Source organism: Pedobacter sp. A2324 (assembly GCF_059693705.1).
In genome coordinates this window covers 496,511-518,819 of sequence record NZ_JCASSK010000004.1, presented here as the reverse complement: position 1 = coordinate 518,819, position 22,309 = coordinate 496,511, and the positions used below count along the sequence as shown (strand labels likewise).

Here is a 22,309-nt window from a genome sequence, read left to right as displayed (position 1 = left end):
GAACGAATGCTCTGGTATTATTCTGGCAATAATTCAAGTCTCTTAATAAGGCTACCAACTGTATTGAAAGATGGTTGGTAGTTAATAAAACCAGCCTTCACTAACTCAGATAAGCATTTATGATAAGTTGCTATAGACTTGATTCGGGAATAGTTCATTAGTTTTCGCCTACAAATGCGAAATTCCAACCTTGGATCGTCTTTACTGTAGTGAAAAATAGCAGTAAAAAGAGATATGTGAGTAGGGAAAAGCTTTTTATCCAATACAGCCTTTTTTAAAAACTGTTCTAGCGGGAATAATGGTTTCATAAAACTGAATTTTATTGTTGATAAAGATTTTGAACATTATTTTCCAAAGCATGCACAATATCTTGACGTTTGTAAAAAAGTGTCTTCCCTATCAGACTATATTTAATAGTTCCATTTATACGAAGGTTTTGTAGTGTTCCCTGCGAAATATTCAATAGTTCCCTAACCTCCTTACTTCTCAGCCATTCCGTTTTCTCATTTAAACGACCGCCGGACTTAACGATTTGAGCTATCTGTGCTAGTAGATCCTCTTTGAATACTTCTAAATCTTCGGTTGTAATTAAGTCTAATTTCATAATCTTACATCAAGTTGCTAGAAATTTTATAGTGCAATTTGGCGTAAAAGATTTATGCTGTATAGGTATCCGGAATGGAGTACCCAACGTTTTTATAAAATATTCAATTGAAAATAATTTTCGAATAATTCGGAAATCAACTGCAACTTGTCACATTGAAAGAGCAACGATTGTATCAGGTAGTAGGTGGAAAATAGGTTTCTAAAAACACACTATATAGCAGAATAATATTTAACTTTAAAACACGATTTGCAACGAAAGAAGAAAGAGGTGAGTTTTTATGACAATCATGTCTAAAAAAAAATTTAAATCACTAATAAACATAGAGTTAATTGAGAAGGTTCGACTCCCTTCGGCTCCACTGGAATTGGTAATAAAATTCACCAAAAAAAACTAGAACCCTGCAAATCGCTGATTTGCAGGGTTCTAGTTTTTACGATCTAGTGGTGTTTTTGTTAAAATATTGAATATGTGAGGTGCGTAAAAAGGTGAGTCAATGCGATTTTGAAATTGACTCACCTTTTTAGGACTTAACCCTTTGACAAATAGCAGAAAGTAGCGAGCGTTAAGCCCACTACATCTGCCCTTATAATTGCGACTGTAGTTTTTATACTTTTTTTTCTGATTTCATATTGTCTGGTATTAATTCTTTTGGTTTATATGATGATTATGTAGTTTTAGACCATTACAAATGGTCACTAATATAAATAAGCGCCTACTTGACAATTCACGGCTTTACCTGGACTATTTACGGGTTATTAAGCTTTTAACTTTCGTAAATCTTTATTGCTTCTATATTTAGATACAAGTAATCATCCTCAAGAGCCAACCTCCATTTTTAAATTTATAAAAACATTATGCCCTGCTTGCTTGTCGGTATAGAATGGCAAAAATAATCGATTCAAACGTAGATTTTACAGCAATACACCCTGCAGGCACGATATTTGTCTTTTTTTTATGCGCTTTAACCAGAATTGAGCGTTCTCTCCAAAGCTTACGATCTAAAGTAATGGGAATGCGCAGGCTTGTGCTTACAGACCGGATGCCTTTTACCGAAAACACCGAACCGTTACTCCAACGTTTTGGTAACACATTTTTCCTTGGCGGGTTGTCGTCTGCTACTATTGTTACCTTCGGCCGGCATCTTGCAATCAGTTAAAAATTATTTCCTTGCTATGCTTAAAATCTTTTCATCTTTCGTCATCATCCTTTTGAGTTCAATATCACTGCAGGCCTTCCAAAGTGACAGCCTGTCCAGCGCCACTCAAAACATCAGCGAGGCGCTGCTGCTCAAAGACCAGCAGCAAAAGCAAATTGATTCTCTTGTCAAAATTCAGCTCGAAAAGCAATTGAAGGCAGCTGTAGGTGACCAGCGCAAAACACGCGATCTGGAAGAAAAACTACGAAAGATTGCCATCAATGATTCGGTCAGAAATATCGAGCAGGTAGCAGAAATCCGTCGGTTAAAGATAAACGCTAAGGGTTATCCTGTTGTGCTTAACCAGGATACGCTTTTTTATATATTTACCCGTACCGGTTCATTTAACGCAGCCGAACGTGCACAAGGGATATCCAGAAAAATCGCTTTGATTTATGACGATGCTTTTTTTTCGGCAGATTCCCTGCAGTTAAAGGAGACAGGCGATAACTACGATCTAATCTATAAGAACAGCGAAATTATCCTTTCGGTATCTAATCTGGATGGACCATGGTTTTCAAAGTCTAATGCTCAAATGGCTAGTGAATATCTAAACATCATCCGTACTGAAATCCAGCGGGAAAGAGATTCACACAGCCTTATAAACTGGGCCAAACGCATCGGCCTGGCCATTTTGATTCTGGTATTATTGGTCATAATGGTGATGGCTATCAAATGGGTATTCGCCAGACTCTTAGAAATGATCACTCTTCGAATCAGAAGACGTACCGTTGGGCTCAAACTTGGAAGTATACGCATGATCCCGGCAAAAGATTTAGAACTATTTGCAATTAAGGTGAGTAACGTATTGCGTCTGATAGTAATATTGCTGACCGTCTATCTTTCTTTGCCCTTGCTATTTAGTATTTTTCCGGAAACCGAAAGCTGGACCAGCACATTATTAAACTGGATATTAGGGCCAATCCGTATTGCGCTTAATGGAATCGCAGGTTATTTGCCAAATCTTTTTACCATTTTGGTAATTCACCTGATTTTCCGGTATACGCTAAAAGCCATCAAATATTTTTTTGATGAGGTAAAGAGAGGGAATGTGCAGCTACGCGGCTTCCATGCAGACTGGGCCTTACCAACTTTTAATATCCTGCGTTTCGTGCTGTATGCCTTTATGCTGATCATTATTTTCCCTTACTTGCCGGGTTCGGGTTCAGCGGCCTTTCAGGGCGTCTCGGTCTTTCTAGGAATACTCATCTCCATCGGGTCGTCGAGTGCCATCGGTAATATTGTCGCTGGTCTTGTTATAACCTATATGCGCCCCTTTCGCATTGGAGACCGGGTTAAGATCGGAGATGTGACCGGCGATATTATTGAAAAAACGATGTTGGTTACCCGGGTGCGGACCATCAAAAATGAGGACATAACAGTCCCCAACGCCATGGTGCTTTCCAGCAGCACTGTTAACTACTCCGCCCAGGCCGAATCAAAAGGACTTATTTTGCATTACGACGTTACCATTGGCTATGATGTTCCTTGGAAAAAAGTTTATGAGCTATTGACTAGTGCGGCGCTGAAAACTCCTGATGTACTATCCGAGCCGAGCCCCTTTGTACTGCAGACCCGTTTGGATGATTTTTATGTATCCTACCAGATCAATGCCTACACCCGATTAGCCGGCAAACAGGCAATAATTTACAGCCATCTGCTGGAAAATATCCAGGATGAACTTGGGCTTGCGGGGATTGAGTTGCTTTCTCCACAATACAATGTAATTCGTAACGAACAAAGTTCGGAGTAATTTTGAAGATAACACTAATTGTACCGCAGGCAATCGATATAAACGCTTTTGCCCAAAATCAAAACAGGAAGGAGCAAAAATTTTGATGGGCTTAGATCTTAAAAGCAATAACACCCGGGAAATCTGCCTGAAATCCCGGGAACATATCATTTATCAAGGGTAAATAATTTTAACCCCCAAGCGCCCTAAAAAGGTTGATGAGCGAGAAGTACGATTTCTGCTTAAGATCGATCTACCTGCTGCAATTCTGCTTCGAGCACACTACGCTGCGCAACTATCCCGCCAGGTAGCTGGCATAACCGGATAGGTACAGGTCGTTTGGCGTTGATACGGCATTTTTAGTTCCTGAACCTCGTTCGATTTTAAATGTATGCCTGCTTACAGTTGTCTAGAGCAGAAAGCTCGATGAAGATTTCCTGATAGGCTTTGATAAGCTTATGCTGATAGTTGTAAAAAGCAGAAAGCTGTTCGGAGTTTGCAATAAGGCTACTATTTTTAAGCGCTGCTCTGTTGAAGATAGGACCACTCATTCCACCCAAGAATCCTGCAGCAAGAGATCCAGGCGAAAACACCATCGGAAGCTTAAAAGCATTGTAGCCAGCGTAGGGGTAAGGGTCAACGAAGGAAAATGCTTGTTTTGCAGCATTTACATCAGCCTTCGAGGCAGCAAGTCCAGCTCAGCTTCCTTACGTCCGGCCTTTCCAGAATAACCTTCGATGGAATTCCGGCATAGATTTCCTTCGGCAAATCTTGGTCATTATGCTGGTGTCACGTTGCATTTCCCCCTGATACCTGCCCATGATCAAGTTAAGCTCATTCTCTACCCTCTTCACGGCCTGACGGATTTCAAACTGCTTTCCCTGGGTGGCAATACGCTGGGCCTCAAACTGACTGACCTCAACGGCAGTTGCCCTGCCAATGCTGAATAGCTCAGATCATGCTCGAACCATAAAAGACCTTTTATGGAGTGGAACTACCTCTAAAAACTTCGATCTATTGACCAAAAGAGACAGTCTGATCCGAAATGGAGGGGGGGGAAGTTAAAGCCGGAACAAGTGGTCGCGTTAAATGCGCGAATAAGTCGCGACATTCGCCGAAATATCCACTTTAATAATTAAATGAAGTTTACAGATGATAATTGAACCCTAATAAGTTTTATATTTAATGTTAAATTCTCCATCGGTTATATCAACGGAACTATTTGTTAACGTATCTAAAGCACGAAATGAGAATTCTCCGGTAACCGTCTTGTTTGTCTTATCTAAAGAAATAATTCTCAATGTACCGTTATAACCTGACTGGGTAATATACTTCAAACCATTCGGGGTATCATAAAAATCAGCCGAATTCTTAGTGCTATTGAGATTGTAATTACCTACTTTGACATCAGCATCAAGAAATATGGAAAACGATATGGACTGCCTTGTATTTTCCTGATAAGCAGCAATGAAGAATGTTTTACCGTCATCAATCAAATGTGCATCGACAGTGTGTCCATATTTCAAGTCTGTGCTATAAGGCTTCCAAATCTTTCCATTTACTTTACACTTGAAGTCATCCGTTATTTCACTATCTTTTTTGCAACCTTCGATAGATAAAATAAGTAAAATAAGAATAGTTATTGTCCAAATCTTGATCATTGTTAAAGCTATATTTCGTTTTCTAAATAATTGATATCTATTTGACCGTAGCTAAATAGATACGTGGGATTCATATTTATATTGATGATTCACAATGATATTGAAAAAGAAACATCCCGATAATCGCAACAAATTAAGTTCATTTAAAGATTAATCTCAAAAGATATTAATAAGATTCACTTAATGTAAAGAATTACATTCTACCCAAAAAAATTGGTCACTGATATTCTAGCATGAAAACAAATCCTCAAAACAACCTTTGGGAGTAATATAATAACCTTTAGAAGTCAAGAAAAGAGAGTACTCATCATCCATTTAAATAATCTCTGCCTGTATTTAACGACCTAAAAAATCAATAGAGACTGTGTATATGCATTGTCAACCGGGTTTAAACTGACGTCAAAGGTATTCTCGCTCCAAAACGCGGGTTTAGAAGCATTTAAACTGGGTTTTGTTTGATTTTAACCGAATGAGAACCAAGTAAAAACCATGTTATAACCTATTTAAAACCCTGTTAACTATTGCCGTGGCATTGTCATTTGCATGCACTGAAATTCCAACTTTAACGGATCATATAGAAACATCATTGTTAGTGCTGCTATTATCGATTTCAATAAAGTAAACAAGCTCGCTGATGGTTACCTCGAAAACCTTTCGATATTTAAAAATGGAAACGTTGATACCGAATACATAAAGCAAGCAAGTTTAAAATCTAAATATCCAAAACCAGATACTAAATCTAGTATAGACCGGTATTACGAACAGATTACAAGGATAACTCCATATAACTTGAAGGTACTTTGTACGTGTCTCGAACGTGTCTGGAACGTGTCTGCTACGTCTTTAGTAGTTCCCGACACGTTGCTGCCGAGCTCAGGGCAAGTCATGACCATGTATAAGTTATAGTTTGTGGTCGAACTACGGTCGAAGAAAAACAAAAGGAAACCAAAACCAAAAGCAGGATAAGCAACTCCAGGTCTACCCGAAAAAAGAGGATAAAGACAATGTATTAGTCTGATCAAAATGGTCAACTTAATCTTTCAAAAGCTGGAGGCAGTTGATTGTACCGGTTTTAACTACGGCTACTGCCAGTATGATTTTCTGCCCAAAAACTTTCACTTTGCAAGTAGCGACAAGCTCACCTTTTTTGATTCCGACTTCGCCGGGCAGGGATATATCGCAAATGATATCGCCTCCTTTTATGTCCATTACTTTATCGAGGTGGTTTTGGGAAAGCTTACAAAAGCTGAGGCAGACCGCCAATTTGCTGTATTTGTTGAATCCTACGGAGAAGTGCGGCCTTTTAGCGATGAAGAATTGTCATCGGTAGCGTATTTCGGCTTCGGATTTTGGGTATTTTATTTAGGCTTCCAGTATGAAAATTATGATGATTGGTCGAGCATGTTCTTTAATACCAGGTATTTAAAAGAACGCGTTGGGGTGCTTAAAAAATGGATAGAGCAAGAGGTAAAATAAAATCTGTATAACAGACTGCTATCCCTGGTAAACAAAAAAGTCCCGCGTTTAGCGAGACTTAATCAATACCTGTTATATATATTTTACTTAGTCCGTTGCACCAAAGACTGAGTATTAGAAGTATTCTCCGGCATATCAATATTTGGCATTGGCAATTTGGCCAGGTTAACAGCAACTATCGAAGAACTATCATTCTTTCTGGTGATTGATGAAATATCTTTAAGCGTGGTTGTTAAAATTTTAAGGGAACTGAAAAACCTGCGTTCGATGGTTTTAAGTTCTGCAGCATTGGACTCTCCATTTAATAGCACATAGTTTGCTTTTTCTGAAAACAGGAATTGTGCTTTATCTAAGTAAACTAATTTTTCTGTGATCTGTGATAAAACCTCATCAGATAATTGAAATCCTTTAATCGCGATCACCTTGTTATTAGAGATAGAAAAATCCAGACCATCAAATGTAAAGTTTACAGTATTGCTGTGGTCAAAAATATATTCTGCTTTAGGCATCTGAGATAAGCTGAAGCCATTTTTTGCACTTGTCTTATTAAACTCACTTCTGCGAATTGCTAAACTTTCAATCATTTCAGCACCGTTAATTTTGTCGACATTGACGTTTAAATGAAGATCATTACGTTTCGATTTACCTATTTGAGCGTGAACAGTTGATAACGAAGTGAGCGTGAGAATAGAGACCGAAAAGAACGAAAAAAATGTAGCAGCTTTCATGTTTATTAATTTTCGACAAAGGTATGGAGAATACAACTAACAGAAAACTATATGTCTATCTAATATTACAAAATACGGACGATTTTGAAAAATAACTATTGATAAAAATCAACAATATGTATAATTACACATACAACATTAAACTAAAACTGATTTAGAGTTGGATATACCGCTTTACGATAGCTTAATATTTTCTGAACACTGAGAAGTTAAACTCCACGAATCCTGCTTCAAAAGATCAAGAAATTAAATGATAATGATTAGGGTGACTTGCATGCAAAAAAAAGATACAGCAAACCCTGCATCCTCAATTTTTGTAAGGATGGAGTTTAGATTATTTCAGAAATAAATTATTCAGCAGACCCTTGTAAAGTAGAATACCAATTGATTGGATGTGAGCGAAGATTTAAACCATCCCTTTCTATATGATAAAGGATAATGGGAATTGTAAAGTCGATATACCGCTCGATTTTCCTGGATAAGCTCCCAAGGAAATCCATACTTGATATACCATCTTTTAAATAAACGTAGATCACTGTTGGGGTTTTAAACTCAAAATGATCAATTTTTCCTGGCCACTCCGATTTAATGCGGTTAAGGAAATTAGGAATCTTTACGTATTCTTCATTCTTTTCCATATTCATAAAGTTTTAGGTACAATTAAATGTAAACAATTTTCAACTTTTCCCCTAGTGGCGCAGTTTAATGAACAAAATTTTTACACTTTACGCTTCCTGGAATTGTCAACCACATTCTGACATAAATAAGAAAGACATTTTATCTTAAATAGCTTAAATATTTTAATTTTGAAAATGGACTCTACATCACAATTCCCGATACTGAATAACTGCACTTATTTAAATACGGCTTATGCCGGTTTACTTTCTACTGAATTGGCGGCGTGGCGAAGAAACCACGATCAGCAGTTTGTAGAGATGGGAAGCAATTTCCGACTGGAGCATCATCTTGTGTTAGACGAAACCCGAAAGGAAGTTGCTCAGCTCTTTGGATCTGATCTCGCCAATACCTATCTGGTACAGAATTTTTCCATAGGATTTAATACGCTCTTAAATGGACTGGATAAAACACATCGATTCCTGTTACTAAAAGAAGATTATCCCTCCGTTAATTACCCCATCAAAAGCAGTGGCTTTGAGTTTACTGAAGTTTCTATCGATGAACAGCTGGAAGAGCAACTGCTAAGTCGTATTAAAGAATTCAAACCAACTGTATTTGCGTTTAGTATAGTTCAATATATCAGCGGAATCAGAATCAGCCCTTCATTTATCAAAAAGCTGAAAGCTGATTTTCCGGATTTATTAATTGTAGGTGATGCTACACAGTTCATGGGCACAACAGTGTTCGACTTCAACACTTCTGGATTCGACGCCGTGTTAGGTAGCGGATACAAATGGCTGATGGCAGGTTTTGGAAATGGATATGCTTTACTCTCTAATCAAATGAAGGAGGAACTGTTTAACCACAAAAAGAACAGCTATTTGCCCGAATCACCGTTTTTGGCAGGTAAAGATCATTTTCTTCTCACCTTTGAACCTGGTCATCAGGATACCTTAAATTTTGGATCGCTGAATCAAAGTTTGAAATACATCAACAGCGTTGGCTTGCAGGCCATCTCGGATGCGGCGAAAAAAATAAGCGATCAGGCGCGGTTGGCCCTACACCAACGCGGTCTTATTTCCGATGCCTTATACAACAGGGAATTTCAATCTACTATAATTAGTCTGGCCTTGAGTACCGAAACCGTTTCGAGGCTCGAAGAAGCAAAAATCCTCTGCTCTGCAAGGGGCGCAGGGACCAGGTTTTCCTTTCACTTTTACAACACTGAAAACGATCTGGATAAACTTCTCGAGGTAATTGACAAATGATATTTGTCCATATTTAAGAAAAAAAAGCTGCAGGAAACATCCGTTATCCTGCAGCCATCATTAACTAACTAAAATTAAATCATTCTACTTTTCTGCAATGACTTCACCACAGGTAAGCATGTTTTTTGGATAGTAAGGATTTTCAATTTTTTTATCGTTACTTACCCAAGTTGTACCCATCATCGGACATTTTTGCTGATAAAGCGTGATATTTTCAGGTTTTATCTTGTCGATGATTGTCCATAGCTGCGCTGATAAAGTTTCCATATCTTTTCTTTGCTCGTTCAAGGAAGCAGATTCAGCAATGTGCTTTGCCAGCGCTTTTATGCTTTCTCTTGTTACAGTGGATGCATTCATTTCCTCGAGGGTTAATTTTTTAAACTTGAACTGCGATAAGGCATCTGCAAAGCCCGCGGCAAATGTTGATGTTTTCTTCGCATCTGAAATCACCAGACTGTTTTTCATTCCAAGATAATTGGTCACGATCAAATTTTTTAGCGCCTCCCGCTTTTGAGCAAGCTCCGGAGTGGCCACTTCCTGTGCCGATGTTTTTACCTGCGCATCAACAGTGATAGCAGATGTGGCCAATAAAATGGCCAGTGCATAGTGTTTCATATTTATGGATTAAGGGTTGTCTTTTTAAGAATTTTATCAATTTCTGTACGGATATCTTTAAAATGTACTTCATCGATCCCAGTGGTTTGAGGTAAAATTTCTTCTACCTTTCTTCTGATGGATTGGATGTGAGCAATCGCTTCCAGTCTTACATCGCTGCGCTGTGCACTGTTCATGGCTTTTCCATCTGCAACATCTTTCGGATTAATGAGCATACCAACTTTTTCAAGATAGGAACGCTGAAGGCTTCTTAGATACGTAGCCTGCATTGGGTCTGCAGCAGGCTTTTTCCACACTGTTGGCAAAATGTCGTTCAAAAACTCACTTACCGGATAAGGATTTGCCGAGGTGAGTGCTTTCTGACTCAGGTTGAATAACAAACCAGAACTTAGAAACATATTCAGAATCTGCGTTTGCTGATCTGAAATCTGCTCCATTGGCTTTAAATCAATCAGTTTCGAAATCTGGCTCGGATACAACCACAGCGGTGGTTCAAATAACTGGCGACCAACGTAGCCCACCACACTTTTTACTTTTTGCTTTGGAACTTCTGCATAAACTACACCCTTCTCTTCCACACTTCTTTTCGTTACATAGCGGTTACCTATATTCTTCATCACATGATAAAGATATCGGACGTATTGCTTAACCACATCTTTATGCAATTCATCGAGATTATCGTACTGGTCGCCAGGTTCATTTGTCCACTCAATCAGGTGCGCTACCACCCTCTTCAGGTTTTTAATTCCATAGTCACTCGCCGCAACAGCATCATCTCCCACGTCTTCCGACTGACTTCTTGGATCTTCATCCTTGCCTTCCCCGCCAAACCACAATCTTGGGTTTTTAGTTAAAGTGTCGGTTGTAATTTTATTCAATATGCGGGCTTCTTCAAATTCATCTTTTCCGCCATCAAAGTACCGGTAGCCCCAGTTTATTGCCCATTTATCATAGGCACCAATCCTGGCATAAATTCCTGCGGGTGAAATATGATCCTCCGGCTGGGCCACATAGTTGAAACGTGCATAATCCATAATGGAAATGGTATGACCGTTCTTTTCCACCCATGCCTTGTCTCTCAACTTCTCAACAGGGGTTTGACTGCTGGCGCCCATATTATGCCTCAAACCAAGCGTATGGCCGATTTCGTGTGAAGAAACAAATCGAATCAACTGCCCCATCAGCTCATCATCAAACTGCATTTTACGTGCCCTTTCATCCAGCGGACCAGCTTGTACCATGTACCAGTTATGCACCAGCTTCATCACATTGTGGTACCAGCCTACGTGGCTTTCGATAATTTCTCCACTCCTCGGATCGCTGATCCTCGGGCCATAAGCATTAGGCGTTTCGGAGGCGTAATAGCGGATGACAGAGAAACGGGCATCTTCCAGACTCATGGTTGTATCTCCTACCGGCCATTCTTTGCCAATAATGGCATTTTTGAATCCTGCCTGCTCAAAAGCTTTTTGCCAGTCGTTTATACCCTTAATTAAGTAAGGACGCCATTTTTTTGGCGTTGCCGGATCAAGGTAATACACGATCTGATGCTGGGGCTCAACCAGGATGCCCTTGCGGTATTTGGCAAGGTCTTCTTTTTTAGGCTCCAAACGGTAGCGTTGCACCAGATATTTGGTTTGCGTGCGCTGAGCATCTTCATCAAACAAAATGTATTTGTTGGCAAAATAGCCTACCCTTTCGTCAGATAAGCGCTTTCTCATTGGGATTTTAGGCAGCAATACAAAGGAAGTATTTAAGCGAAGCGTAGTTGCACCGGTCAATGCGCCGACGGTGAAACCTGGTCCGGAAGTCGAATAGGTTTTCGTCGTTTTGATCTCTGCATTAATCGGATAGCAGGAAATGCGTTCGATAAACGAGCGGTCGTCAGCAAGTCCGCCCAGCTTTTTAGATGATTTTTCGTCTGCTGGAATGGAAACAACAAGATTATCCTTTTTGAAAAAGTCAGTTACATCAATAACATATGCTCCGGTAGCCGGATTTTTTGCTTTAATATCGAAACTGGCAATAATCGGACTCTCCTCCGACTGCAATACCGCCTGATAAATCGGGGCATCCGTGTTTTTCGTTTCCTGGCGGTAAACAACCCCTTTTAAAAAGAGATTGTTATTGTTTCCTTTTTGAAAATAAAGGGTTTGCTCATTTACTTTCTCTCCGCCGAAATTACCAAAACCCTGGGGCGTAGTTACGTATCTGGTAACAGCCAGTAAATAACGTCCCAGTAGACTATCAGGCACTTCAAAAAACCACTTCTGGTCAACCTGTGTCACGTTAAACAATCCTTTTTGCGCCAGCGCAGTTGCAGGGATTATTTTGCTATACTCCACAGGAACTTTCTTGGTCACGCTGTCAGTTTTAGCAACAGGCTTTTGTCCGAATGCAGTGAATGAGAGCGCAATCAGGGCCGGTAAAATAATGGGTTTAATGGTCATGTTAAAATGGTAGCTTTTCGTCGGTATTTAAGGTTAGGTTTGGATTCTTTTTAAGCACATTTAAAGGAAACGGGATCACATACAACCTCGAATTAGGCAGCAGCGTATAGGTTTGCTGAGGAACGGTTTTATTTACTACAGGATATACACGAACTACTGTTTTTGCATATTCCGGTTCTGTATTTAATCGCTTAAGATCAAAAAATCGGTTAAAACCAAGCACCATCTCTTTTCTGCGCTCGTTGATAATGATCTCCATGGTCTCTTTTCTCGTTGCAGGAACAGGCAGATTAATGGTGCCCGAAAGAATACGTTTCTGTCTTAGCGTATTTACTACGGCCATTGCACCGGCTAAATCATTTTCGCGGGCTAAACATTCGGCCTGCATTAAATAAACTTCAGTGGTTTTTAAGCCAACAGTCGGATAAAAGAAACGTGTATACGCAATGCTGTAATAAGCAGCATTTGATCCAATGTCCAGAAAACTTGCACTCGTAGTATTGAAGAACATATTGAAACGTGCGTCGTTTGTTCCGAACAATGCCCTAAGCTCAGGACTAATCAACCAGGTATATCCGAAATTGGTTTCATTGTAACCTTGCATATACATGTAGCTTAACACCTCAGGATTATTCGGTGCGACAATAGGTGTCACTGTTGGTCCACCCTGCGTAGTGGTGTATTTCACCAGATCAAAAATCTGGTTATTGTAGGAAAGCGATTTTTCGCAAGCGGCTTTGGCTTGTGCAATTTCTCTTTTAAATAAATGAATCTTTGCCTTCAGCGCCCATGCAAAAGCAAGGGAAGGATGATACGAATCGAGTGGCTTTTCCTGCAGATAAGGAATCGCCTCATCTATGTCTTTTTGTATAAAATCGTATACCTGAGCAACGGTTGATTTGGTAGGTTGTGCCTCCAGATCATATTTATCCATAATACAGATACCTCCATCAGTTGCAGCTGTGGCCGGATTGTAAGCTTTTGCATAAACATTTACCAACAGAAAATGATCGAAAGCCCGTAAAGCTTTTGCTTCTGCTTTTGCCAGTTCTTTTACACTCGACTCACCTTTGCTTTCATCTACAGAGGAAATAATGGTATTCCAACGGTTGATATAAACATAGGCACGTTCGTAAAAATTAGAACTAGTAATCATTGAAACACGATCGATGTTTTCATTGAAGCTGAAATGTACCGTATTGATGTTGGGGGTGATACCTATAAAGTTGGATTCTTTTATCCACATATCATCCACTAAATATTGGAAATTCGAAATGAGATATGCTCTGTTTGGGTAAGAAACCAGCTCGTAATAGTCCTGGGCTGTTTCTACAATTTGAGATCCTCTTGGGGTAATGTCCGTAAATTTTTTACATCCCGAAATCGAAAATACGATTAAAAAAGATGCAATGATTGCTATATGTTTTTTCATGATGTTAAAAAGTTATATTGATACCCATTACGAATGATTTCGGATTTTGCAAGGTCCTGGTGCCTGAATTCAAAGAATAAGATTCCGGATCAATATCATCACCTGCAGCACTTACATACCATAAATTGTTAACCTGTGCGGTAAACTTAGCCGATGGGATGTTTAATCGCTTCAGAACCTGCTTCGGGACATTATATCCTAATGAAATTGACCTGAGTTTTACATAGTCAGCCTTCACCACATTTACATCAGCTTTTTGCCACATGGTTGAAATGTTAGACGCTCTGTTCAGCATCGTCTCTGCATAATCAACATATAGCCTTGGCAATTCAGGAGTAACTCCGTTTTTATATCGTTGTGTGATATCCAGATCAGAAATATCATTGGATCCCAAAGGGGTAACATCTTTTCTCATCACGTTACCGCCAGAGAAAACAAACAGTGCGTTTAAATCGAAATTCTTATAAGATATACGTTGAGAAAAAGATCCATTATAGGTAGGTATCAGCGTTCCCATGTTCACCAAAGCAGCGTAATTATTGATGTCTTTGCTTGTTGATACAAGCGGATTACCGCTCGCATCAAATTCCAGGTTAGCTTTACCGTTCTCATCTAAGAAGTATGGATAACCATTAATCATACCTCCGTACCGGTAAGCATATAAGGTATTGTAATCCGATCCTTCAGTATAGTATGTTGATGGAGAGGTGATGTAATTACTGGCAGTAGAAAGCGCTCTGTTCACTCTGCCAATTTTACTTTTATTAAATCCTATCACGAATGTTGAACTCAGATTAAAATCTCTCGATTTAAGCCAATCGCCATTTACCGTAAATTCAACACCTTTGTTTCTTAGTATTCCGTTATTTATAACTAAAGAAGCTGTACCAACTGTTGGATCAAGGTCGGTTGTAACCATCAAATCTGTACTTTTCCTGTCATAATAGTCAACAGTACCACGTAAACGGTTTCCCAGAACCGCTAAATCTAAACCTAAATTATAGGTTTCAGTTTTCTCCCACCTTAATTTAGGATTTGGTAAACCAACAATATTCAGAAATTGAAGTGATGGAAATAACGTATCGTTTACTCTTCTAGCCGTTAGAAATTTAGTCGTTTCAGTATTTTGATTTCCGTTTACACCATATGTAGCACGAACTTTTAGCAGGTTTATCCACTCTAAAGACTGAACAAACTTCTCGTTGCTTGCATTCCAACCTAAACCAACTGACCAAAGCGGTCTATTTTTGAATTCCGGGTCCGCCCCAAAAAAATCTGCCTGATCAACCCTAAAACTTCCGGTTACGTTGTAACGGTTTAAATAGGTGTAGGATGCATTTGAATAATAAGATAAATATCTATGTTTAGTTTCCTGAAACGAACGTGCAGCGATACCCAACGTTCTGTTTCCACCAAATATATAACTCGGCAAACCCGTTTGACTAACAGATTGATTGTTAATAATTGTCGAAGTCAGCGTAACAGGATCATATCCGTATCTGATGTCACTCATTCCGATAGGTAAAAAAGTCTGACGCATTTCGGTTCCTGCAATTGCCGCAATTGAGTGTTTACCACTGAAAGATTTATCGTAGCTCAACTGATTTCTAAAAGTATAGGAATTACGTTGCTGCATACCCTGACTAATTCTTCCGCCAGTTGGCAAACCATATGTGTATACATTAGTAGATGGAGTATAGCCAACCAACGCATTGTATGCTGCACGCATCTTATAAGAGTTTACATCATATATCTGTTCTGTTTTAGTCGTACCCATTTCATATTGCACCTGACTGGAAAAGTTTAATCCCTCCATTATTTTTGCATTCACATCTGCAAACGCCCTTAATGAAACTGTATTGGCATTGGAAATCCCTTCATTTAGCGATTCCAGAATATTGAAGCGATATGATTTATATTGGGGTGTGTTTTGCAATGTTCCGGCAACCGCACCATTAATCACCGATCCTGCTATGCCATCTGGAAGATTTACATAATTAGCATAAACTAAACTACCATCTGCATTAACAATAGAGGCATATCTTGGTGATATGGTAAGATAACTATTATAGTCAGAGTCAGTTGATTGATTAGTTGAATATGAACCATTAAATCCAATAGTAGATGTTAACCACTTTTTGATGTTATAGGTGTTTTTAAAATATAATGTCAGCTTTTGATTGGTGTTGCCTATAACACGTTCAGCGGACCGATCATAATTAATCGAGGCGAATGTATTAGATTTCGAACTTGCTGAACTCAATGATAAGTTGTAACGTTGGCGGAAAGCATTTTGCCAAACGTTATCACGGTATTGCTCATAATAATCTGCATTTTTGAAATTAGTCAGCTGCTGGTTGAATTGATCAGTGGTAATTTTATTGGCATCTTTATCGCGAAACAACTGATAAAGCGGACTGTAATATCTGATACTTCCATTCGCTACATTTCCGTAAGCTGCAAACATCGTTTCAGTATTTGCATATTTGGCGCGTTCGCGATTGTACACATCGGTTTCAAAATCTACAATATCAGCAGTTGAAGCATAGTGCATGCTACCAAAAGTTGGTTTCGTATCAATAAAAAAGTCAGTATTTAAAGATATCTTTAACGGGTTGTTTCCTTTCTTGGTGGTTAATACAATTACGCCATTTGCAGATCTTGAACCATAAATCGATGCCGCAGCACCATCTTTTAAAACCGTTACTGATTCAATATCATATGGATTAATATCTTCCAATGCCGTTTCGGAAGGCAATCCATCGATCACAACGAGAGGTGCATTTGAGCCTGAACTGACTGAAAATGTAGCCTGTCCTCTTAGCACTGGTTGATCTGCTTCTCCACGAAGAAATGGATTTTTCGTGTACACCAAACCAGCTACACGACCTTCCAATGCACTTAGTATATCAACGTTAATGTTTTCGTTTAATTTTTTGTTATCAATAATTGTTGCTGCACCTGTTGAACGTTCTTTACTAATTGTTTGAAATCCATTAACAACAACATCAGCTAATAACGATGAATTTGGTTTTAAACGTACTGTTAAAATATTTAATGCATCTGATTTCCCCACCTTTTGTGTCTCAGCCAAATACCCAATATAATTAACATCCAGCGTATTAAACTCATTGGTTAAGTTTATATTAAAGTGACCATTCCCATCGGTCATGGTATACCGTGTGGTTCCTTTCAATTTCACCGAAGCTCCAGGAAGCGGACCACCTACGCTGTCAGTCACCATGCCATGCAATGTGTATTCCTCCTGTTTCTCACTAATTGCTTTCAAAACGATTGTCCGTCCATTGCTGATTTCGTATGTAAAATCCTGTCCTTTGGTCACAGCATCCATTAAAATCCGAATGTCGGGTGTAGTTAAAGTAATCGTAATCGGCTTAGCTTTTTTTACAAGCACTGCATCATAAACAAATTCATACGATGTTTTCTGAGAAATCTGAGCGATCACCGTATTGAGCGGTGCCTGGAAAAACTTGTACTGGTTGTTTTGCGCCCTGGCCTCGCTTGTAAACATCAGCAAGACGCCCAGAATAGCACACCAATTTAATAAATAGCCGTATCCCGATCGGACGTGGCGAAAGTAATGGTTTGTCATAAAAATAAGTTTGGTTGGTTGTTAATTGACGACGACGGGTATCAGCTTACTCTTTAAAAACAATCTTTTCTCCCTTTAAATCGAATTCCAGATCAGTTGCCTTTGAAATCATGTCTAGCACCTCATCAATATCCGCCTGACGGGATATTCTGATGTAAAGGTTTTTCTTCGGCATTGATTGAGGATCCACATCTACATTGTACCATCTGGCTAACTTTTGCATCACCACCGATACAGGAACATCATTAAACAGAAACTCCCCTTTTGTCCAGGCATTGAAATCTTCAGCAGAAACATCCTTAACCGATAATTTACCATAAGCAGAAAGTACCTGCTGATTAGGCTTCAAAATCACCTCTTTACCGCTAGCATTGGAAAAGTTCACACTTCCCTCTAATAAGGTGGTTTCCACCCCATCACTTTCAGGATAGTTGCTCACGTTAAATTGTGTACCCAACACCTTCACCTCATTTCCGCCTACAGTAACGATAAATGGTTTCTGCGGATCTTTTGCCACCCGGAAGAAAGCCTCACCATCAACATACACCCTTCTTTCTGCGCCGCGGAAACCCATAGGAAAAGTGAGTTTTGTACCTGCATTAAGCATTACCATCGAGCCGTCGCTCAGGGTAACCTTGTACTCACCGCCTCTAGGGGTACTGATGGTGTTCAGTTTTGATGCACTTGCCGAATCAGCATCTACAGCCATGTACACAATCGTTCCATCGGGCTTTGTGGTTACGCTTAGCCCTCCATGCCGATAAATTAGCCCAGCCTTCCTGGTATCCAGGGTATCCTGTTTTTCACCAACACTTAAAAAAGCTTTGGCAGAACCAGGGATCACCTGGGGTGCAGACAATAAAAGGTTCGCAAACCACAGGCCCGCAGCGATAATCACTAATACAGCAGCAGCAATCTTAAAAAAGTTTGTTGTTCTGATCAGTTTGAAAACCGGATGCTGAGGTTTTGCAAAAAGTTCGCGGGTTAATTCCTGGTGGATTAGCGCCAGCCTTGGGCTATCCCCCTCGCTGAAGTCCGCCCCAGACTTGTCGAATTCTGCTTTAATTAAACTTTCAAGTTCAGATTGATCTGCATGCTCAAAAAAACTAAAAAGCTGTTCCAGCTCATCAGCGTTGCTTTCATTTGCAATAAATCGCTCAAACAATTGTTCTCTTAAAGGTCTCTTTTCCATCGTTGTCAATATATAATATGCACGAGATGGACAAACACACTATTCGCACTTTAATTTTTTTTTATTTTTTTAAATATGCCGCTATACAAAGCAGGATAAACTCCTTTGAGTGGAAGAATACATATCTTTTAATATACTTGGTGGCGCTAACCAATTGATTACTTACCGTAGAGGAGCTAAGCGACATGATTTCTGCGGCTTGCTGGTAACTTTTACCTTCAATTTTACATAGCCTGAATATTTCCCTGCGTTGAGAAGGCAACTTTTCAATGGCTTGATTCAGTAGTTCGACACGCTCTTTGTTGAACAGGTAATCTTCGGTTTGTTCATAAAATTCAGCAAAGGTCTCCAGCAGGTACCGCTGCATTTTCACATCCAGGGCAACGCGACGGTAGTAGGCATAAATAGTATTCTGGGCAATCGTAAAAATCCAGGCGGCAAATGAAAGTGAGGTGTCTATTTCTTCCCGCTTCAGCCAAACCTTCAGGAAAACATCCTGCATCAGTTCGTCAACCACCTCAGTAATTTTAATCATCCGCTGCATTTTAGGCAAAAGCAACTTACTGTACTTCGCATAAATAAAATCGAAACCCTCCCTTTTACCTTCTTTAAGGTATTCGAGATATTTCAATTCATCATTATGGTTGGGGTAGTCAGGGGACATTTTGTCAAAGCTACAAATTAAGCACTTAAAAGTGAAGATTTTAACATCCTCAAATATGCTTTTGCTGGCTCACTGGCTGGAAACAGGCAACGTGTAACGATTGGGAATTTAACGGTAATAGAGCTGAATATCATTATTTCCGGCTTAAAAGTAAAAAAGCCCTTCAATCCTGAAAGGGCTTTTTTATAGTCGTCTATCCCTATATAAGTAGGAGTCACAAAACTATATAATGACTTTTAATTTTTCGGGGGTTGAATAAACTGAACAGAAAAAAGTTTTAATGGACAGTTTATGAATAATCACGAACAGGCTTAAACATTCCGCAGATTCTTACGGGAAGAAATCAGATACAGCATCACATCCATCAACCTGATAATGAGCATGTAGAGTCATTAACTATTGATACCCATCGCATATAAAATGATGTTCACAGCGAACTTCGTATTATCTTCAGCCAGAAAACGTTTATTTCTAAAATCATAATCCCATTCACAGCCGTAATCTTTATTGCTATATAAAACCCCTATCCTGTTGTTTATGGTTATCGCTTTTAAGTAGTCATGTACCAGATCATCTCCCCAACCATTTAATTCAAAAGATGTTGTTGGCGGACCTTTTTCAAACTTGAAAAACGAATGGTAAAGACCATGATTGTTCGGAATCTTTTTCAAAGCCGTAGCGCCGAATAAATTACTCATTTGTGTTTCAAAGGAACGGGCGAACAAACCATCGATATCGTGGTTGCAGTCATCAACGAAAACAAAGCCTCCATTATGTACGTAAGTTTTGAAATTTACGGCCTCCTGCTGACTAAACTGCACCAGTTTATGTCCGCTCAAATAACAAAACGGATACTTAAACAAATCGCGGCTGCTCAACTCAATGATCTTCTCTTCCTCATCTAAAGGAATTGTGGTGTATTCTAAAAGTGAATTTAGTACATTGGAGGGCATACGCTGGTCGGTATCCCAATCTCCTGAATTATACTTCAATCTCGCAAACGTAAACTTGGCTCTTTGCATTGTTCTAAATTACCGCCAATTTTTATTAATTCAGATTTTTGAAGGAATTATCTTGTAAATTTTTTGATATTCTCAGATTAAGATAAAAAAAGGTTGTGTTTATGACCTATATTGAGGCACAATACCGCACAATTAAAAAAATTAAAGTTTTGGAACGTACAGAAAGTAACTTAAAATTATTGATTGGTAAAATCTCCCTGTTAAAAAGCGAAATACAGAAAGTAATTGTTGGGCAGGATGAAATTATTGAAGAAATGCTGATTGCCTTAATGGCCGGTGGACACTGTTTGCTGGAAGGCGTACCTGGATTGGCAAAAACTTTAATGGTACGCACCATGTCGCAGGCGCTCGATTTATCGTTCCGCAGAATCCAGTTTACACCCGACCTCATGCCTACCGACATTGTGGGTACGGAAATTCTGGAAGAAGACCATGTCACCGGCAAGCGGTTCTTTAAATTTAACAAAGGGCCTTTGTTTGCAAACATTGTACTGGCAGATGAGGTAAACAGAACGCCCCCCAAAACGCAGTCTGCGTTACTGGAAGCGATGCAGGAGTTTGAAGTAACTTACGGCGGACAAACATATCCCTTAGAGCGGCCATTCTTTATTCTGGCTACCCAGAACCCGATAGAGCAGGCTGGAACCTATCCTTTGCCTGAAGCGCAGCTAGACCGTTTTCTGCTATATATTAAAATTGGCTATCCAACGGCAGCCGAAGAAACGCAAATTTTAAGCAGCACAACCGGAAGTAAAAAAGCAGTAATCAATCCCGTTATCGGGGCTGAAGAAATAAAAGAATTACAAGCCATAACCAGAGAAGTAAGCATCAGCGATGATCTGGTTAGCTATACCAGTGAACTGATCCGCGCCACCAGGCCTGATACCACTGCTGTAACCTTTGTTAAAGAGTGGGTGCGTTGGGGAGCAGGGCCGCGTGCAGGTCAGGCTTTAATCTTAACCGCCAAAGCAAGGGCTTTATTTAAAGGCAGGTATGCCGTGATTCTGGAAGATTTACAAACCATGGCCTACCCGGTATTGCGCCATAGGGTGTTGATGAACTTTAAAGCAGAAGCTGAAAATGTTTCTTCAGATCAGGTTACCAGTGAACTGATTAAAGCTATTTCAAAACCCAAAGCAAATATTTAATGAGTAAACTACTCGATCCGAAAGTTTTAATGGCGATTAAAGAACTGAGCTTGTCAGCTAAAATGACAATCGATGGCTTTATGAGTGGCATTAATAAAAGCACTATAAAAGGTGCCGGATTGGAGTTTAGCCAATACCGTAGCTATCAGCCGGGCGATGACCTGCGTTCGCTGGACTGGAAAATGTTTGCCCGGTCCGACCGCTATTACATTCGCGAATCAGAAGTGGAAACAAGCATTGCGATCAGGATTGTAATCGATGCAAGTGCCTCCATGAATCACAGCGATGGTGATTTCACTAAAATTGACTACGCCAGATATCTTGGTGCATCATTGGCATACCTGGCAAACTTACAGGGCGATGCCATTGGTTTATATGTGCTGAAAAACTCGGGTATTTTCTCCCTGACACCAAGACAGGATTTTCAGCATCTGGCAAGGTTGTTTTACCAACTGGAAACCATTCATCCTGATGGAACATTCACCAAACCCATTCACTACAAAGAACTTTTTGCAGGTGCACAAAAACGGGAACTATTTGTTTTTGTGACTGATTTATACCAAACTGATGATGAAATCATTAATCTGCTGGATACTTTAAATACCCTTCGCCACGAAATTGTGGTTTTCCATGTGGTTTCCAGAAACGAACTCGAGCTTGATTTTAAAGGCTACACCTCTTTTGAGGATCTGGAAACGGGAGAAACCATACAGATTGACCAGTCTAAAGCCAGAAAGGAATACAAAACCAAACTCGCAAACTACTTAGCTGAAACCAGAACTAAAATGCTGGATAGAAGAATATTTTACAGAACGATTTGTACTGATGAGCCGCTGGATCAGGCATTGAGAGATTTTTTAAAACAAAGAAGCAAACTTAGAATTTAAC

The 22,309-nt window shown here is 39.5% G+C and carries 19 protein-coding genes; 6 read left to right on the top strand and 13 right to left on the bottom strand.

Going from position 1 to position 22,309, the window contains the following annotated elements:
* Positions 1-17 precede the first annotated feature (17 nt).
* Both AC570I_RS14790 and AC570I_RS14785 read right to left on the bottom strand, forming a co-directional pair.
* Positions 18-308 carry a hypothetical protein gene (locus AC570I_RS14790; RefSeq protein ID WP_497406042.1) on the bottom strand — a complete coding sequence of 97 codons (291 nt, stop codon included), beginning with the start codon at positions 306-308 and terminating at the stop codon, positions 18-20.
* A gap of 11 nt (positions 309-319) precedes the next feature.
* Positions 320-604: a helix-turn-helix domain-containing protein gene (locus AC570I_RS14785; RefSeq protein WP_497406041.1), complete on the bottom strand. Its 285-nt coding sequence runs from the start codon at positions 602-604 to the stop codon at positions 320-322.
* Between the two features lie 883 nt (positions 605-1,487).
* On the opposite strand from AC570I_RS14785, the gene AC570I_RS14780 reads away from it, so the two are divergent.
* Together AC570I_RS14780 and AC570I_RS14775 are read left to right on the top strand one after the other, a co-directional pair.
* Entirely contained in the window at positions 1,488-1,763 is a 276-nt protein-coding gene (locus AC570I_RS14780) for a hypothetical protein (RefSeq protein WP_497406040.1), read from the top strand.
* A gap of 16 nt (positions 1,764-1,779) precedes the next feature.
* The gene (locus AC570I_RS14775; protein WP_497406039.1) at positions 1,780-3,555 is read left to right on the top strand and encodes a mechanosensitive ion channel family protein; all 1,776 of its coding nucleotides are present in this window, start codon (positions 1,780-1,782) and stop codon (positions 3,553-3,555) included.
* A gap of 362 nt (positions 3,556-3,917) precedes the next feature.
* Here the strand turns inward: AC570I_RS14775 and AC570I_RS14770 are convergent, their stop codons facing one another.
* Together AC570I_RS14770 and AC570I_RS14765 are read right to left on the bottom strand one after the other, a co-directional pair.
* Positions 3,918-4,130 (bottom strand): hypothetical protein, encoded by a 213-nt coding sequence (locus AC570I_RS14770; RefSeq protein WP_497406038.1) that lies wholly within the window; start codon positions 4,128-4,130, stop codon positions 3,918-3,920.
* 570 nt (positions 4,131-4,700) lie between these two features.
* Positions 4,701-5,195 carry a Riean_0653 family protein gene (locus tag AC570I_RS14765; protein WP_497406037.1) on the bottom strand — a complete coding sequence of 165 codons (495 nt, stop codon included), beginning with the start codon at positions 5,193-5,195 and terminating at the stop codon, positions 4,701-4,703.
* A gap of 1,023 nt (positions 5,196-6,218) precedes the next feature.
* Between AC570I_RS14765 and AC570I_RS14760 the strand changes: the two genes are divergently transcribed.
* The gene (locus AC570I_RS14760) at positions 6,219-6,671 is read left to right on the top strand and encodes a hypothetical protein (protein ID WP_497406036.1); all 453 of its coding nucleotides are present in this window, start codon (positions 6,219-6,221) and stop codon (positions 6,669-6,671) included.
* 83 nt (positions 6,672-6,754) lie between these two features.
* Here the strand turns inward: AC570I_RS14760 and AC570I_RS14755 are convergent, their stop codons facing one another.
* Both AC570I_RS14755 and AC570I_RS14750 read right to left on the bottom strand, forming a co-directional pair.
* Positions 6,755-7,399, bottom strand: a complete 645-nt coding sequence (locus tag AC570I_RS14755; RefSeq protein ID WP_497406035.1) for a hypothetical protein — start codon at positions 7,397-7,399, stop codon at positions 6,755-6,757.
* A gap of 350 nt (positions 7,400-7,749) precedes the next feature.
* Positions 7,750-8,037 carry a hypothetical protein gene (locus AC570I_RS14750; protein ID WP_047799545.1) on the bottom strand — a complete coding sequence of 96 codons (288 nt, stop codon included), beginning with the start codon at positions 8,035-8,037 and terminating at the stop codon, positions 7,750-7,752.
* A 174-nt stretch (positions 8,038-8,211) separates the two neighbouring features.
* On the opposite strand from AC570I_RS14750, the gene AC570I_RS14745 reads away from it, so the two are divergent.
* Positions 8,212-9,285: an aminotransferase class V-fold PLP-dependent enzyme gene (locus AC570I_RS14745; RefSeq protein ID WP_497406034.1), complete on the top strand. Its 1,074-nt coding sequence runs from the start codon at positions 8,212-8,214 to the stop codon at positions 9,283-9,285.
* An 84-nt stretch (positions 9,286-9,369) separates the two neighbouring features.
* Here AC570I_RS14745 and AC570I_RS14740 read toward each other — a convergent pair whose 3' ends face one another.
* From AC570I_RS14740 to AC570I_RS14710, 7 genes are all read right to left on the bottom strand, one after another.
* Positions 9,370-9,900 carry a DUF3347 domain-containing protein gene (locus AC570I_RS14740; RefSeq protein ID WP_497406033.1) on the bottom strand — a complete coding sequence of 177 codons (531 nt, stop codon included), beginning with the start codon at positions 9,898-9,900 and terminating at the stop codon, positions 9,370-9,372.
* Positions 9,901-9,902: 2 nt separating this feature from the next.
* Positions 9,903-12,350, bottom strand: coding sequence for a zinc-dependent metalloprotease (locus AC570I_RS14735; protein ID WP_497406032.1), 2,448 nt, complete (start codon positions 12,348-12,350; stop codon positions 9,903-9,905).
* Between the two features lies 1 nt (position 12,351).
* Positions 12,352-13,782: a RagB/SusD family nutrient uptake outer membrane protein gene (locus tag AC570I_RS14730; protein ID WP_497406031.1), complete on the bottom strand. Its 1,431-nt coding sequence runs from the start codon at positions 13,780-13,782 to the stop codon at positions 12,352-12,354.
* 4 nt (positions 13,783-13,786) lie between these two features.
* Positions 13,787-17,395, bottom strand: a complete 3,609-nt coding sequence (locus AC570I_RS14725) for a SusC/RagA family TonB-linked outer membrane protein (protein WP_497406030.1) — start codon at positions 17,393-17,395, stop codon at positions 13,787-13,789.
* A 46-nt stretch (positions 17,396-17,441) separates the two neighbouring features.
* Positions 17,442-18,587: a FecR family protein gene (locus tag AC570I_RS14720; protein ID WP_497406029.1), complete on the bottom strand. Its 1,146-nt coding sequence runs from the start codon at positions 18,585-18,587 to the stop codon at positions 17,442-17,444.
* A gap of 61 nt (positions 18,588-18,648) precedes the next feature.
* Positions 18,649-19,251: an RNA polymerase sigma factor gene (locus tag AC570I_RS14715; RefSeq protein WP_497406028.1), complete on the bottom strand. Its 603-nt coding sequence runs from the start codon at positions 19,249-19,251 to the stop codon at positions 18,649-18,651.
* A 392-nt stretch (positions 19,252-19,643) separates the two neighbouring features.
* Positions 19,644-20,273 carry a DUF4159 domain-containing protein gene (locus AC570I_RS14710; RefSeq protein WP_047799167.1) on the bottom strand — a complete coding sequence of 210 codons (630 nt, stop codon included), beginning with the start codon at positions 20,271-20,273 and terminating at the stop codon, positions 19,644-19,646.
* 101 nt (positions 20,274-20,374) lie between these two features.
* Between AC570I_RS14710 and AC570I_RS14705 the strand changes: the two genes are divergently transcribed.
* Positions 20,375-21,421: an AAA family ATPase gene (locus tag AC570I_RS14705; RefSeq protein ID WP_497406027.1), complete on the top strand. Its 1,047-nt coding sequence runs from the start codon at positions 20,375-20,377 to the stop codon at positions 21,419-21,421.
* A complete protein-coding gene (locus tag AC570I_RS14700) occupies positions 21,421-22,308 on the top strand; it encodes a DUF58 domain-containing protein (protein ID WP_497406026.1) in 888 nt (295 codons plus the stop codon). Before AC570I_RS14705 ends, AC570I_RS14700 begins: the two co-directional genes overlap by 1 nt.
* Position 22,309: the final 1 nt, after the last annotated feature.

Coding starts and splice junctions, on each gene's coding strand:
- AC570I_RS14790 (WP_497406042.1), bottom strand. CDS start 308: ATGAAACCATTATTCCCGCTAGAACAGTTTTTAAAAAAGGCTGTATTG.
- AC570I_RS14785 (WP_497406041.1), bottom strand. CDS start 604: ATGAAATTAGACTTAATTACAACCGAAGATTTAGAAGTATTCAAAGAG.
- AC570I_RS14780 (WP_497406040.1), top strand. CDS start 1,488: ATGGCAAAAATAATCGATTCAAACGTAGATTTTACAGCAATACACCCT.
- AC570I_RS14775 (WP_497406039.1), top strand. CDS start 1,780: ATGCTTAAAATCTTTTCATCTTTCGTCATCATCCTTTTGAGTTCAATA.
- AC570I_RS14770 (WP_497406038.1), bottom strand. CDS start 4,130: ATGGTGTTTTCGCCTGGATCTCTTGCTGCAGGATTCTTGGGTGGAATG.
- AC570I_RS14765 (WP_497406037.1), bottom strand. CDS start 5,195: ATGATCAAGATTTGGACAATAACTATTCTTATTTTACTTATTTTATCT.
- AC570I_RS14760 (WP_497406036.1), top strand. CDS start 6,219: ATGGTCAACTTAATCTTTCAAAAGCTGGAGGCAGTTGATTGTACCGGT.
- AC570I_RS14755 (WP_497406035.1), bottom strand. CDS start 7,399: ATGAAAGCTGCTACATTTTTTTCGTTCTTTTCGGTCTCTATTCTCACG.
- AC570I_RS14750 (WP_047799545.1), bottom strand. CDS start 8,037: ATGGAAAAGAATGAAGAATACGTAAAGATTCCTAATTTCCTTAACCGC.
- AC570I_RS14745 (WP_497406034.1), top strand. CDS start 8,212: ATGGACTCTACATCACAATTCCCGATACTGAATAACTGCACTTATTTA.
- AC570I_RS14740 (WP_497406033.1), bottom strand. CDS start 9,900: ATGAAACACTATGCACTGGCCATTTTATTGGCCACATCTGCTATCACT.
- AC570I_RS14735 (WP_497406032.1), bottom strand. CDS start 12,350: ATGACCATTAAACCCATTATTTTACCGGCCCTGATTGCGCTCTCATTC.
- AC570I_RS14730 (WP_497406031.1), bottom strand. CDS start 13,782: ATGAAAAAACATATAGCAATCATTGCATCTTTTTTAATCGTATTTTCG.
- AC570I_RS14725 (WP_497406030.1), bottom strand. CDS start 17,395: ATGACAAACCATTACTTTCGCCACGTCCGATCGGGATACGGCTATTTA.
- AC570I_RS14720 (WP_497406029.1), bottom strand. CDS start 18,587: ATGGAAAAGAGACCTTTAAGAGAACAATTGTTTGAGCGATTTATTGCA.
- AC570I_RS14715 (WP_497406028.1), bottom strand. CDS start 19,251: ATGTCCCCTGACTACCCCAACCATAATGATGAATTGAAATATCTCGAA.
- AC570I_RS14710 (WP_047799167.1), bottom strand. CDS start 20,273: ATGCAAAGAGCCAAGTTTACGTTTGCGAGATTGAAGTATAATTCAGGA.
- AC570I_RS14705 (WP_497406027.1), top strand. CDS start 20,375: ATGACCTATATTGAGGCACAATACCGCACAATTAAAAAAATTAAAGTT.
- AC570I_RS14700 (WP_497406026.1), top strand. CDS start 21,421: ATGAGTAAACTACTCGATCCGAAAGTTTTAATGGCGATTAAAGAACTG.